This is a genomic window from Cohnella soli (assembly GCF_042655525.1).
In the GTDB taxonomy this organism is placed as follows: Bacteria; Bacillota; Bacilli; order Paenibacillales; family Paenibacillaceae; genus Cohnella; species Cohnella soli.
The window spans coordinates 219,716-234,465 of record NZ_JBHSMI010000002.1; the positions used below are offsets into that span (position 1 = coordinate 219,716).

10 protein-coding genes are annotated in these 14,750 nt (G+C 52.2%); 9 read left to right on the forward strand and 1 reads right to left on the reverse strand.

Going from position 1 to position 14,750, the window contains the following annotated elements; translation table 11 throughout:
• Positions 1-33 precede the first annotated feature (33 nt).
• Together ACFPOF_RS01370 and ACFPOF_RS01375 are read left to right on the forward strand one after the other, a co-directional pair.
• A complete protein-coding gene (locus ACFPOF_RS01370) occupies positions 34-498 on the forward strand; it encodes a GNAT family N-acetyltransferase (RefSeq protein WP_378129034.1) in 465 nt (154 codons plus the stop codon).
• Between the two features lie 394 nt (positions 499-892).
• The gene (locus ACFPOF_RS01375; RefSeq protein WP_378128861.1) at positions 893-1,681 is read left to right on the forward strand and encodes a kanamycin nucleotidyltransferase C-terminal domain-containing protein; all 789 of its coding nucleotides are present in this window, start codon (positions 893-895) and stop codon (positions 1,679-1,681) included.
• Positions 1,682-2,068: 387 nt separating this feature from the next.
• On the opposite strand, the gene ACFPOF_RS01380 is transcribed toward ACFPOF_RS01375, so the two are convergent.
• A complete protein-coding gene (locus tag ACFPOF_RS01380) occupies positions 2,069-2,701 on the reverse strand; it encodes a GntR family transcriptional regulator (protein ID WP_378128863.1) in 633 nt (210 codons plus the stop codon).
• Between the two features lie 77 nt (positions 2,702-2,778).
• Here ACFPOF_RS01380 and ACFPOF_RS01385 point away from each other — a divergent pair, with 77 nt between their 5' ends.
• The 7 genes from ACFPOF_RS01385 to ACFPOF_RS01415 all read left to right on the forward strand — a co-directional run bounded on the left by ACFPOF_RS01385 (position 2,779) and on the right by ACFPOF_RS01415 (position 14,691).
• Positions 2,779-3,414, forward strand: a complete 636-nt coding sequence (locus ACFPOF_RS01385) for a GntR family transcriptional regulator (RefSeq protein ID WP_378128865.1) — start codon at positions 2,779-2,781, stop codon at positions 3,412-3,414.
• Between the two features lie 79 nt (positions 3,415-3,493).
• The gene (locus ACFPOF_RS01390) at positions 3,494-4,642 is read left to right on the forward strand and encodes a mandelate racemase/muconate lactonizing enzyme family protein (protein ID WP_378128867.1); all 1,149 of its coding nucleotides are present in this window, start codon (positions 3,494-3,496) and stop codon (positions 4,640-4,642) included.
• A gap of 19 nt (positions 4,643-4,661) precedes the next feature.
• Positions 4,662-5,672 carry a galactitol-1-phosphate 5-dehydrogenase gene (locus ACFPOF_RS01395; RefSeq protein ID WP_378129036.1) on the forward strand — a complete coding sequence of 337 codons (1,011 nt, stop codon included), beginning with the start codon at positions 4,662-4,664 and terminating at the stop codon, positions 5,670-5,672.
• Positions 5,669-6,511, forward strand: coding sequence for a fumarylacetoacetate hydrolase family protein (locus tag ACFPOF_RS01400; protein WP_378128869.1), 843 nt, complete (start codon positions 5,669-5,671; stop codon positions 6,509-6,511). The genes ACFPOF_RS01395 and ACFPOF_RS01400 overlap by 4 nt, the downstream gene beginning before the upstream one ends.
• Positions 6,512-6,528: 17 nt before the next feature.
• Positions 6,529-7,296 carry an SDR family NAD(P)-dependent oxidoreductase gene (locus ACFPOF_RS01405; protein ID WP_378128871.1) on the forward strand — a complete coding sequence of 256 codons (768 nt, stop codon included), beginning with the start codon at positions 6,529-6,531 and terminating at the stop codon, positions 7,294-7,296.
• 436 nt (positions 7,297-7,732) lie between these two features.
• Positions 7,733-8,194 carry a phage tail protein gene (locus ACFPOF_RS01410; protein ID WP_378128873.1) on the forward strand — a complete coding sequence of 154 codons (462 nt, stop codon included), beginning with the start codon at positions 7,733-7,735 and terminating at the stop codon, positions 8,192-8,194.
• A 572-nt stretch (positions 8,195-8,766) separates the two neighbouring features.
• A complete protein-coding gene (locus ACFPOF_RS01415; protein WP_378128875.1) occupies positions 8,767-14,691 on the forward strand; it encodes an S-layer homology domain-containing protein in 5,925 nt (1,974 codons plus the stop codon).
• Positions 14,692-14,750 lie beyond the last annotated feature (59 nt).

The window sequence follows — 14,750 nt, forward strand, 5'->3', positions numbered from 1 at the left end:
GATCCGCGGGACGCTGAAAAGTATCGTGAATTTATGTCAGCCTACTTTCACAATGTTTATTCAGATAAGAAGAAAGCGTTTTTTGATAAATGTCTGTTTGTTGTTGATTCGCAGGATCGCCCTGTTGCTACCTGCTTCGCTTGGAAAGCTTACGAGAAGATCACGACCATTCATTGGTTTAAGGTGTTGAAACAGTTCGAGGGATTGGGGATTGGCAGAGCATTGCTTGCTTATGTCATGCAAGGTTTGCCTTTGTCTGAGTTTCCGGTATATCTACATACGCATCCATCGAGTTATCGTGCAATTAAACTGTATAGCGACTTTGGTTTTGAATTGCTAAGCGATCCGGTTATCGGCACTAGAACAAATGATTTAGAGGAATGTCTCCCGATCCTGCAAACAATGATGCCCATCCAGGCTTTTCATGCGATGAAAATAACTGCGGCACCGGCATTCTTTTTGGAGGCTGTGAATTCTTCTTCGATTGAGCAGTTTTAGCGTGTGAGTTCCGTGTATAAAGTGGGACGAAATCCGTTCCTTTGACATACAACAAGGAGGAGATCTTATCGTTGATGTTTTTGCTGTAGCTGATGTTATTGTCAAACATATTAAAACTCACTTCTCTCAAGATGTTGCCATTATCGGATATTACGGATCGTATTTGCAGGGCCGAGCGACTGAACGATCGGATTTGGATTTTTTCTTCATCCCGGCCACGGATAGAGGTAGACAAGTAGAGTGCCAGTTTATTATCGACGGGATAAGTTTTGATTTTTGGCCAATCGGATGGGATCGTGCTGAAAGGATGGCAGCATCAGAGGAGTGGAATACAACGATTATAGCAGACTGTGAGCTATTGTACGTCCGCTCGAAAGAGGATCTTGCGAGATTCATGAAGCTTCGCGAGACGATATCCAACATTGAGAGCGAATCCAGCGCACCTGTTATGCTTAGCAAAGCAGAATCTGTGTTAAAGGAATGCCTGATCAGCATGGCTAAAATGCGGATTGCCGAAAACTCCAGGAACCTATCTTATAGTCGAACCCAGGCTCAAAATATTGCGGGAAGCATTTTTATGTCTCTTGGTTTCTTGAACCAAATTTACTATAAGCGTAGTTGGGGCCACTATCGTGAGCAAGTTAAAAATCTCCCGGTAAAACCAGACCAACTGGATCAATACTTGGATACCATTATGTTCAGTTCTACACCGGATGAAATAATGTCAGCGTGTGAGCAACTGATTGCGGATACACTTTGCCTTATAGCGGAGAGGCAAAACGGCCAAGAAGAGAATCGCTCCTATAAAGATCGTATGAAGGGATACTACGAAGAGGAAAGAGGGATGATGAACAAACTTTTAACCGCATGTGAAAAGGGCCATTACGAGACAGCATTCTTCGTTGCCATTGGTCTACAAGACGGGCTATCTCGAATTTTGTACTCGGCAGAAAAAGGACGCTGGCCTAGTACTGTCGACTTGGGTGAGCATCGAGAGTTTTATGTTCGTTTTGGGTATCCTGATCTTGTTGCTCTGTTGGATCCAACGGATTTCGAACCGTTGAGATTAGCCGTTCTGCAGCTTATAGAGAAGTTAGAGAATCACCTTAAGGCAGAAGGTGTATCATTGAACCGTTTCAACTCTATTACTGAATTCGAGTCTTTTTATAAAAACAAAGTTTGATGATCCTAAAAGGCTTCGTTTCGGTTTTGTGGTCAGATCATCTTATTGCTAGCTGGCGGCACTTTTGTGCGATTTATCGTACAAATGATGTTCGAGCAACTTCGTCTTTTGGCTTTTTGTATGATCTATCGTACAAAACGACTGAGATTGAGCGACGAATGGCGAGTTTTGTATGAGGATTCATACAAATCGTCGGGGAGAGGCGGCTTGGAAATAGGTGTTGTATGAAAAATCGTACAACAAGACAGATGAGTTGGCTTCATGAGCGGCGGTGAGGCACATATCGTTTCCGGACGGAATGCGAGGCTGTCACGTCTTCGATCCTGAAGGTAATATGTTGCTTATTTGTACTCGGCCCGAAGTGTGACCGAGCATGACGAATAGGGATCAAAGCCAGGTCCGCTTAAGCGTATGCAAATAGGCGAATATAGCTTCGCGGAACGCATCGGCAGTATCATCGGCAAGCGTGTCGATGATGCCGCCGATGTTTTTTATCGTTTCGGAAGTGAACGGAGCCTGCCATCTTCTGCGATTACGGCTCCAGAAGAGTCTGCTACTCGCAGAGTGGAAAGTTCGCGCCATTTCGTCGTTATGGCATAACGAGATCATGTCGCGAAGCAGCTCGAATTCGAAATCGATTAATGGCTGCAGATCATCGTGCGCCGAGGTGGTCAACGAGCGAAAAACTTCGTTTTTGGCGGAAGCAAAGGAGCGCAGTTCCTCCAGTCTGGAATATCTAGATGCGCAGACGGAGAACAACGTCATCGAGATCACGATTTCGAGCAGATCGCCGACGCGCTGGGAAGAAGAGTCCAGGATGATAATGCCATGTTTGGATGCGATCCGAACATAACCTTCAAGCTCGAGTTGCTGCAATGCGGCTCTAATCGGGGTACGGCTCATCTCGAGCCTCCGGCTTAGCTCGACTTCCGAAGTCGCCGTTCCTTTTGGGAAGTCGCCGTTGACTATCCACTCATGTATTTGTGCGTACGCCAATTGGCGTAAGGAAGGACTGCTCATTCCATTCTTCCTTTCCGTTCTCGTATTCGGGTATGATCATCATAGATCATGCGATCAGGGAAAGGAAGACTACGACCATGTCGACAGCAGGAATCACGTTGCGGGACACTGCTTTTCAGAACATCAAGAGGAAAATCGTTAATGGAGAGTGGGAGGGCGGAACGTTCTTATCCGAGAAAATGCTCAGCGAACTGCTCCAGATGAGCAAGACACCGATACGTTCAGCGTTGGACCGGCTAGAGATGATGGGGCTCGTGAAACTCATGCCGAACCAGGGCTTTGTCGTCCAGGAAATAACGTTGAAGAGAATTATGGATATCTATGAACTGCGTCTCGCTTTGGAGACTTTCGCGGCCAATGCCCTGACAGGCAAGATGGATCGAGCTTTCTTCGACAAAATGGACACAAACCTGGCGCGGCAATCGGAAGCGGTGCAGGCGGAAGATATCGTCAGCTACGTGGAGCTAGACCGTCAGTTCCATGAGACGATCATCTCGGGAATGGCCAACGAGGAGTATGCAGAAGCGATGTCCCGAATTCAGGACAAGTTCCTTATGGCTGTCCGAACAACGTTCTACAAAAACAAGCAACGCTTATGGGGCAGCCTGGACGAGCATAAGCAAATCCGCGATGCATTGGCAGGCGCAGACCCGCAAGCGACAATCGAGCTTGTGAAACGGCATATCAAGTTTGTGGAGCGAATTATGCTCTGATGTATACAAGTGTGACATCTTGAGCATCTAATTTTATCGTGCTACGTTTAATTCATCCTTGGTATGGAGGTTACGTGGCATGAAGATTACAGATGTGAAAACCTATATTGTAGGCAACCCGTGGAAAAATTGGCTGTTCGTCCAGGTGGAAACCGATGAAGGTTTGACGGGGATTGGGGAAGGAACGTTAAACGGATTAACGAAGACGGTTGAGGCCGCCATTCACGAACTGAAACATTTGGTTCTCGGCGTGGACCCGTTTAATGTAGAGATGATCTCGCTCAAAATCATTCGCGACGTGTACTCAGACGGGGGGCAGGTGCAAGGTTCGGCACTCGCGGCTATCGAGACGGCATGCTGGGACATTATGGGCAAAGCGACAGGACAGCCGCTGTACAGACTGCTCGGAGGCAAATGCCATGACAAACTTCGGTGTTATGCGAACGGCTGGTATCGCGGGGACGCAAACGAAGAAAGCTTCTACAATCAGGCGAAGGAAGTTGTGGACAAAGGGTATACGGCACTGAAATTCGATCCGTTCGGTGCGGCTTGGCGCACGATAGACAGAGCTGATTTTGCAAGCGCCATTCGCAATATTGCCGCTGTTCGCGAAGCGGTCGGGCCCGATGTCGACATTTTGATCGAAGGTCACAATCGCTTCAGCGTACACACTGCATTGCAATTCGCCGATGCTATGGCCCCGTATAGTCCGACCTGGTTCGAAGCGCCGGTCCCTCCTCACCGCGTCTCATCGGTTATCGAAGTTGCAAAGCGCAGCCCGGTGCCGATCGCTTGCGGCGAAGATTACTACACTCGAGAACAGTTCGCGGAGCTTCTCATGCATGACGCCGTTCATATTGTCCAATTGGAGCCACAGTTCCTCGGACTGAGCGCCTCCAAGCAGATTTGCGGCATGGTTCACGCTCATAACGGGGTGACTGCTCCTCACAGCGCGCAAGGTCCGATTTGTTCGATCGTTTGCTCTCATCTGAATATGGCGACTCCGAATTTCTTCCTGCACGAGATATTCGACGACTTTAACCATTCATGGGCGCAAGACATCTTCACGCCTCCTTTCAAAGTGGAGAACGGTTACTTGCAGCCGCCGGAACGGCCGGGCCTTGGGGTAGAACTGAATCTGGAGGAAGCGTCGAAGTATCCGTACCATCCCGGACACTGGTTGCCGTTGTTTAAGCAAGGATGGGAAAAAAGGGAACGGGTGGAATAGAGGAGGAAAGCTTGTGGGTATGCAGGCATTAGTGTATGAAGGACCGCGCAGCATGAACATCCGGGAAGTTCCGGTTCCGTCGATCAAGCCGGATGAAGTGCTGATCCGCGTAGAGCGCGTCGGCATTTGCGGTTCGGAGCTCAGCGGTTATTTGGGCCACAACTCTTTGCGTAAACCGCCCCTGATTATGGGGCATGAATTTTCCGGCGTTATCGCGCAGGCGGGAGATCAGGTAGAAGGGGTTAGCGCCGGCGATCGCGTGACTGCCAATCCGCTGATTACTTGCGGCACTTGCCGCTATTGCCGCAACGGACAATCCCAGCTTTGCGGATCCAGAAACTTGTTAGGTGCGCACAAGCCTGGGGCTTTCGCGCAGTTTGTGGCTGTGCCGGCCCGTAATGTATATCAATTAGACGATACGGTGACGTTTGAGGAAGGCGCATTGGCGGAACCGTTTGCCTGTGCCGTTCATGTATGCAGACTGCTCGAGCTTGAGCCGACGGACCGGTTACTCATCTATGGCGCGGGGCCGATCGGACTGTTCGCTCTGCAAGCGGCTCAAGTGTACGGTGTTCGGGATGCGGTCATCGTGGATTTGAATGAAGCGAGACTCGAGATTGCCCGGGAGCTTGGGGGGATTGCGGTCACATCGCTGGAAGGCATGGATGTGACCGGCGGTTTCGACGCCGCCATCGATGCGGTTGGTGCGGGAATAACCCGGCAACAAAGCGTTGCCGGGGTCCGGGCAGGGGGACGAGTCGTCTTCACGGGACTGCACGAGGCGGACAGTAACCTTCCAATTAATGATATGATCCGGAGCGAAGTGACCGTGAAAGGCGCTTTTGCTTATTCGCAGGATGACTTCGAGACGGCGTTGCGCTGGATCGCGCAAGGGAGAACTCATCTGCTTCCGTGGACGGAGACGGCGCGCTTAAGCGAAGGCGGCGCGTGCTTCGAGAAGCTGATTACAGGACCCGGTAAAATCGCGAAATTCTTCTTAAGTCCAGACAACCAGGAGGCAGAATCATGAAGTTGCTGCAGTTCTATCATTTGCAAGATCAAGAGCGTAAACTTCAAGTAGGCTTGTTGGAAGGCGATTCGACGGTAAACGTCCTAAATAAGGTCGATACTGCGAAGGACGTCATTGGGCAGCCTAACATCGAATCGTTAATAGAGGGCAGTGTCTCGTATCGCTTGGACGAAGTCAAACTACTGCCAGCGATTACAAACCCTGAGAAGATCATTTGTATCGGGCTGAACTATTACGATCACGTGATCGAATCGAACGCGCAAGTGCCTAAGGTGCCGGTTCTTTTCCCTAAGTATAACAATAGCCTTGCCAGCCACGAGGATGAGATTGTGATCCCAGCGGAAGTGACCCAATGCGACTACGAGGTCGAACTGGCCGTCATCATCGGCAAAACCGCGAAAAGAGTGTCGAGAGAGGCAGCGATGGATCATGTCTTCGGCTATACGGTGTTAAACGACGTGAGCGCCCGCGATATTCAGTTAAACGAGCCGCAATGGACGCGCGGGAAGGCGATTGACGGCTTTGCTCCTGTTGGGCCGTGGATCGTTACCGCCGACGAGATCGCCAACCCGGGTAATCTTGCCATCTCTTTGAAGCTGAACGGCGAGACGATGCAAAATTCCAACACGAAAGAATTGATTTTCGACATACCGCATCTGATTTCTTTCCTCTCCAACACCATTACGCTGCAGCCTGGGGATGTGATCAGTACGGGTACGCCGCCGGGAGTTGGAATGGGCAAGAAACCTCAAGTATGGCTGAAGCCGGGAGACGTGGCCGAAGCCACGATTGAGGGTATCGGAACGCTTAGAAACAAATTTGTGGCAGATCATGTCTGACAATATCGAGGTGCGCAATGAACTGGGCTGGTAAAGTAGTGATCGTGACGGGAGGCGGAGGCGGCATCGGCCAGGCGGTTGCTCGGCGATTTGCCGAATCCGGCGCTCAAGTCGTCGTCGTAGGCCGTACGCTCAGCAAAGTCGAGGCTGTTGCGTCGCAGCTAACGGGCGAAGGGCTCCTTGCGGTGGCCATGGCCGCTGACGTCTCTTCCGAACTCGACGTTACGGGTGTGATCCGACAAACGCTGGAGCTATTCGGACGAATCGACGTCATGGTGAACAATGCTGCCGTATGCCCGCAGATCAGGTTGACGGATATGAGCCTGCAAGAGTGGAATGGCGTGATCACGAATAATCTGACTTCCATTTTCCTGTTCTGCAGAGGTGTAATACCGACCATGCTGCAACAAGGTGGAGGAGTCATCGTTAATGTAAGCTCCGTTCATGCGCTCGCTACGCTTGATGGTTATTCGGCGTATGCGGCATCCAAAGCAGGTATCGTTGGTCTCACACGGGCGATTGCGCTTGATTACGCGAAGCAGAATATTCGAGCCAACACTGTGCTGCCGGGCGCCGTGCGGACGCCGATGTTGGAAAGCAGCGTGAAAAACCTCGATACGCCTCGGGAAGAAATTATGAAGCAGTGGGATCAATCGCAGCCGATCGGCCGCGTCGGGCAGCCGGAAGAAATTGCTGCCGTCGTCATGTTCGCCGCGAGCCCGGACAATTCGTTCATGACGGGATCGACACTGGTTGCCGACGGCGGTATGACGGCAGAATTGTAAGGTGTGATTGTCGGGCAGATTGTCGGCTGTGTATTTAACAGCGCGAGAAACGTAGGGGGCATTTTTCCCTTCGCTTCTCGCGCTTTTGTCGTTGGGGCGGGATCCGCACGCAGTTGTCTTTTGAGCAACTACAGCCGTCCCACCGCCGCGTTTCCCGCAAGCAGTTGTCTTTTGAGCAACTACAGCCGTCCCGCCGCCGCGTTTACCGCACGCAGTAGTCTTTTGAGCAACTTGTTAGCATTATGAGGGACATGTGGGGGAAAGAAGTTGGTTATTATTTTTGTCCTCTAATCATGGAAGCAGCGGCGTTAGAGTTAGGGCTTTCACGGGAAGACTAGTCGTGTATGAAGTAGGCACACTTTGATTCGATAGGAAGGGATTCGGCGCATTCATGTCGAATGTTGGTCGAATATTAAAAGTAAGAGGAGGAGTTTTAATGTCGTATATCGTTGACTTTAATAAGGTGTCTACAATCGGTTTAGAGTCTTCGCCTGTGGCAGAAGCGCTCGCTGGATTACGCGCGAATGAAGCTCGCTACTTTATGAACAAATACAAGCATGAATTTACGGTTATTCCGGCAAGCGAAAGTCAGGAGAATCTTGATTATGTGAACCGCATTTTGAAAGAGGAACGCAATATCGAATTTGCGGCCAAACCGTTGGAAACATCGCGTTTTCAGGTGGAAAATATTCAATTCACCTATGTCTTCTATGAAGACGGTCTTAGCCTTAATGTCATGTACACGGTTGACGATCCTAAGAAGCGGGCAGTTGGTTTTAAGCTTTCTGAGGGTATGGAGATACCGAAGGAGCTAGAGAAGTTTAAGTTTGCCAGGCAGAAGTCCAAATTGGCCGGAACGATCCGAGGATCGTATTTTGTCATTAAAGGACAATATTAAGGCCCTCTCTGCAAAAGAGTTGAATCGTACAGAAACGTCAATTTCGTTGCTAGCTAAGGATGCGGCAGCGGAATTGGCGTTTTTTTAACTACGACGGCACGATGAACAACAATCTTGTCGCTGTTGACTACTACGGCGTAACTGTTTCTCGTCACGTACGCCCGTCCAGTTGCCGATTCACCCGATTGTGTATGAATTTTCATACACATACGCCAGTCCAGTTGACGACTCGTCCGATTGTGTACGAATTTTCACCCAAATGCGCCACCTAGTAGCCGATCCCCCCGATTGTGTATGAATTTTCACCCAAATACGCACGCCCAACTACCGATTCTCCGATTGTGTACGAATTTTCACTCAAATGTACCCGTACAGGTGTCAATCGATCGCCCTTATTCGCGGCACATTCTCCGTTTGTTCATCGATGGACGCCGAAGGCGTTTTTGCTTATATCCACCCAAATAAAAAATATCATTTTACCGCAATTTTACCGACCGCTTGTATGCTCAAGAGAACGGTGTCGATTCATGCAGAAATCGACCGGAATTTGAGAGAGCGAGAGGCGGAAAATAATGAAGAGGAACATGAAAGGACGAACACGGGGATTTGTCGCGATGTTGCTGGTTGTTGCAATGCTCGTGCAGCTTCTGCCGCAATATTCCGGTTATTCGGCCACGGCGAGTGCGTCGGACTTGGCAAACTTTATTGCAGCAACGGCCTCGGCTTCGGCAACGGCCTCGGCTCCGGCCAAATCTCCGAGCGAGTCGCCCGTCAATACGGATATTTCCGGCCATTGGGCGGAAGCGACGATTCAGATGTGGCTGCAGGAAGGGTTGGCCAGTGGCTTTCCGGATGGCAACTTTCATCCAGAAGGCAAAGTCGTTCGCGCCGAATTGGCGGCGATGATTAACCGGGCGTTCAAATACACGAAAGCGGCAGCAGGATCTTTCGCGGACGTTCCGTCCGCGAAGTGGTACGCCGCGGACGTCGCGCGGGCGCAAGAAGCGGGATATATGCAAGGAGACGGGAAAGGGTTATTCCATCCGGAGTCTCCCGTTACGCGGGGAGAAGCGGCCGTTGTGCTCGCCAGATTGCTTAAGCTAAACACAAGCAGCCAGGTCGAGGCCGGCAAGTTCGCCGATGCGAAAGATATGGCTTCATGGAGTCGCGGCGCTATTAGCGCGGTTGTGAAAGCCGGGATCATGAAAGGGTATGACGGCAATCTGTTCAAAGCAGCCAAGCCGCTCACGCGCGCCGAAGCTGTTGTTCTGTTGCAGCGCGTCAGAGGAGAGTCGTCGGGAAGCAAGACGGCACCGTCTTCCATTGATAAGGCGGGAACGTATGGGCCGGCGACCGGGACGGAGACGATTACAGGTAATGTCGCGATCAATGTGCCGAATGTCGTGCTGAGGAATGTCACGATCAAAGGCGATCTTCTTCTCGGCGAAGGGATCGGCGAAGGTGACGTTACGCTTGACCACGTCGTCGTCGAAGGGACGACGACGGTCAAAGGCGGCGGCAAAAACAGCGTGCACGTACTGAATTCAACGTTGACCCGGGTGTTCATTACGAAGGTCGACGGACAGGTCAGAGTCGTGATCGAAGGTTCGACGGCGGTCGATCAAGTGACGGTTGGATCCGGCGCGACGTTGCAAGTGGCCAGCGGAAGCGGGGCTAGCTACGGCACAGTGAAAGTGTCGACGACCGGCGAAGTGACGCTAGATGGAGACTTTCCCAATGTCGTGCTCGTCGCTGCGGCGCAATTGACCGTGACGAACGGCAAAGTCGACAATTTGACTCTGACGGAACAAGCCGCAGGGGCGGATATCACTTTGCAGAAAAACGTGCAGGTAGGGACCGTAAACGCAGGCGCGTCCTCGACGATTAAAGGAGACGGGAAAATCGCGACCGCTTCGGTCACGGCGCCGGGCGTTACGATTGTCCAGAAGCCGGCTCAGACAGTTATCGCTGACGGTATCTCGGCTAATGTCGGAGGAACGGTGACGCAAGGAACGGGAGCAGGGGCGGGCGGCGCTCCGTCGGTTACGAGCGTTGCAGTAACGGTCGACAATCCGACGGCCGCCGGATTCGATCTGAAGCTGGCGCCGGCAGTCCCGAATTTGACCTCAGCTAATCTTATCATGGTGAATGCCGACGGGATGCCTGCGCTTGTATCGAAGATCAGCAGCACGGATGGGGGCGCGAATTACAGAGCGCAAGGCTTCCTGACCGGCGGCGCCACTTATACGCTATCGCTTGCGAAGCCGGGCTATTCGTTCGGCGGCAGCCAAACGGTCTCGATTCCGGACGTGCCGGCGATTACCGGCGCGATGGTCAGCCCGGACTTGACGAAAGTGACGCTGCTGTTCAGCAAACCACTGGCCAGCTTGCCCGTATCGCCTGCGGGTTTTTCGCTTAAGGACTCCGGTTCGACGGTTGCGATTACAGGTGCGACGCTGTCGGAATCGACGACACGAATCGAACTGGCGCTCGCTGCATCGGTGCATCCGAGTGCGCTGGAACTGACCTACACCCCGGGCTCGATCCGCTCCACTGACAATAAGGCGCTCCCCGCCTTAACCTGGAAGGATTTCACTGACGGCAGCACGCCGTCCGGAAGAGCGGCTTACGACCGGATGCTGGGGATGACCGCCGAGCAGACGGCGACGGATTTGAAAGATAACGCGAGCGTAAATGCAGGAATCGCGGCGAAAGCATTAATCGAGGGCGGCTACAACACGAATGCGCTTATTAAAGCGTTGAACACCGTCTATCGCATTACCAACGAGAATATGCCTGGTCTGCTATTGCCGCAAGGCATTAGCGTCTATCATCTGTTGGTTGGAATGAAAGAAGCGGGCATCCTTAACGTGCAGAATTTGGGCAAAAACTTCAGTTACCTCGACGGTCAATCCGACGACTGGGTAAGGGCATTGCAACAGACGGGTTATACCGACGAACAGGTTGTGGCCAACAGTTGGTTTTTCCCGAATGTGAAGCTGGCGGAGTCGCTTCGTACTTATTATGGTACGAGTAATGAACGGGCGATCAAATTGTTTGCCATGCGTAATTACAACGGCTTCGGCAACGATGTCGGACGCGTGCTGAAGGAAGTGTACGGTAACGACGATTGGCAAGCCGTCTCGGCGCTGAAGGCTGCCGGTATCAGTGCAGGCTGTGCTGACAACACCAATCCGAACAGCAACAACAACCCAAGCTGCGTCGGCCCGGTGCTTAAAGATATTTACGCAACGACACCGGATCGCGCCGCCAATCTGCTCAAGGATGCCGGTTACGCCGGGGCGGACGTTGGGAAGATGTTCCTGAAAAATTATGGCGTGTCGCCGTCGGATACGGTAAAAGTGATGAGTGCCGCTGGATTCGCGATCGGCGACATTTGGTTCGGCCTCGCCTATGCACCTACTCAGGCCGACGCATTAGCCGCATTAAGAGGTTCGTTCACGGTGCAGGAAGCGTATAACTTCTTGTATTCCCTCGACCACCGGACGGATACCGTCGTTTCCAGTCTGAAATTTGGCGGTTACTCGGCTCTGGAGACGGCCGGCGCGCTTATGGCGACGAACCCGGATATCCGCACGAAGGCGGATCTGATGGCGCAATTGATGCAGACGGACCCTGCTTCTTCGGCTACCTATCGCTACGATGCGGCTGAATCGGCGAACGCGGTGCGGAAGAGATATGGCGGCAGCCTTGCGGAAATTGCGGCTCTGCTAACCCAGTTCGGCGCGACAACGGTCACGACGATGGGGCCAGGTCAGGTGACCGTTGTTGCCGGCCTTGTCCGAGCCGGGTTTAATGCGGGCGATATTGTGCAGTGGCTTGCGCCCTCGAACACGCTTACGCAGGCGCAAGCGACCAACATTGTACTCGAGCTGCGCAATGCGGGCTATCCATTGCTCAGTATGAGCAATGTGTTGAAGTCTTTGTCGCTTAAAGTTTATTCGTCCTCAAACAGCCCGAATCTGATCAGACTTCTCGCGGCAAGCGGCTTGAATACGACGACAAGCGAGCCGATCCCGGGGTATTCCGCGACGGACATCGCCAAGTTCTGGGTCGGAGCGGGCTATGCGAACTACGATACAGCCGCTGTGGATTTACAGCTCGTTTTCAGCAAAGTCGAAACGGCCCGAGCGATCGCGGAAGCGGCCGGTTACGGGGCAGCCGACATGCTCAACTTCATGGGCCGGACCCGGATGTTCGTGGGAGCGACCGACGTTCCGTTCCTTGGGCAGGTGCTCAAGGAAGTATACGGTCTATCATCAGAAGAAGCCATTCGTGCATTAAAAGGTTCGTCCGTTCCGGCCATGTACGAGTTCGTGACGATAAAGAATATTTTGCAGCAAACATACAACCATACCGACTCGATGACGCTTATCGCTGATTTTGCGTCCGGCGGATTCACCATGAATCAGATCGGCGACGGGCTGAATTTGAACGGAGCCGTTTTCAAGTCCGCAGGATACAGCTCGACGGAAGTGGCCAATTTCTTGTTATACAAATGGACTTCAATGAACGATATGGCACTAGCGCTACACACCCTCGGCTACAATTTGAATGAGATAGCAACGGCTCTTCGCAATCTGTACGCCGGAAACGCGGAACAAGCCGTACCGTCAGTTACGGCATGGCTGAGCGCTCCGCAGCTTGGTTATTCATCTGCAGACGTCACGGCAACGGTGACTGATGTATTTAATGTCGATCCGTTCGCCGTGATGGCCCAGTCATTGTTCCGGGGCAACTACTCGGCAACTCAGGCGGCGGTGGCGCTTAAAGATCAGTTCAAGAGTACGGATTCCGTTGCAATGGCACAAGGACTCAAGGCTACCGGATATTCGCGGGATAACGTGTTGGTGGCGATATTCCAGGCGTACTGCGACGGTTACATTTATAAAGAAGGCGCACTGTCGACGATGGATAACGTCATGGCCGTCGTGTATCCCGAAGTGACGAACCGGTTTGAAGCTACGCTTAAGGCATCTGATGTTCGCACTGCGAAATATGCGATAAGCGTCATGAAGTCGCTCGGCAAATCGTTCGAAGAAACGATAGGCGTGCTCGAACGCGTATACGGGCTGGACACTTCCGCTGTGCTCGAAGTCATGATGGCTAATCGGCTGTTCGGACTGAGTGAGGATGGAATTGTTGGCAAAATCGGCGCTTATTACGGGCTCGATCCTGCTGCGCTGTATGTCGGTTGGATGGCTGCACATCAATACAAAGCTTATGACGTGCTGGCAGTCATACAGCAAACCTACCGTAATCTCGATAGCGTCGCGGCCGCACGACTGTTAAATCAGGCCGGGTATTCGAAAGAGAGCATCCTATTTGCATTTAACTACGTTAACTTTCACGGTGAAGCGGCCGATGCGATGGCGCGTGTTCTGGTACAGCTATTCGGCAACAATGATATGCAAAGCGTGGCGGCGGAACTGCTGCGGTGGGCGTACAAGGGATTTGCCGTCTATCCCGCTCTTAAGGGGACTTTTCCGAACAAGTCGCAAGGAGATATTCTCGTTGCGATGAAGCAAGCGGGTTTCACGGATCTGTTCGATGCCATCCGTTATAGTATAAGCAATGGGGATGCGACGGCGATCATGCAGTTCCGCAACCTTGGCTTGAGTGTGAGCAACGCCAATTATTTACTGAGCGGGATATGGCAATACAGTCTGCGCGACACGCTTCGCTATCTGATCGAGGTTGGCTATCCGCTCGCCGATATCGGACGGGTGTTGAGCGACCCCAATAAGCTTGTGAAAAATTTGCGTGCCATGAATTATCCGATGGAGACGGTCGTCACGGTCGTGTATGGTGCGGACCCGCGCCCGGCCATGATGGTCCAATACTTGTACAATAACGGTTATACGAATATCGACGATCTGGTCAAAGCGCTGAAGCAAGTAAATTGCAATCCCTATGACTACGCCATAAGCTTGTGGTTCGGCCCGCAAGGTCCATGGACTTTGGCGACGATCGCCCAAGCGGTCGCGAGAAATTCGACGCTGACGCTTGTGCAGCTTGGACAATCCTTGATGCAGTCCTACGACGATCGCAGATATTTTACGGATATGCAGGTGTACGAGGCGCTTAAATCGGTCTCGAATATCGGCGTGAGCTTCATCCAAGCGGATTTGGACAGCGCGATCAGCGCGATGCTGACGGATCTCTCCGAAGGTATACCGTTTGCGATTATGCGCGAAGCGGGGCTCGGCTCCAATGACGCTGCCCGTGTCATGAAGAAGCTCGGCTGGGGTTGGATACCGGCTTGCATTCAACTGGTACAGGCGGGATACAGCCCTGGCGATGTATGGGGTACGTTATGGGACGTGTACCATAACGAGCTTGGCTTCCAGGTTCTGAATATCATGAACTCTGTCGCGCCGCTCGCCTCGCTTGGTTTGGCCGATAATCTAACGGTATTCCAGACCGTCACGAGAGCCGCTTTAAGAAAAGCGATGATGGACTACTTTACGCAATGAGAAGTCAAACGGCAGAAAAAAGCGGCATTCCTCGCGGATGCCGCTTTATTACAAGCTGG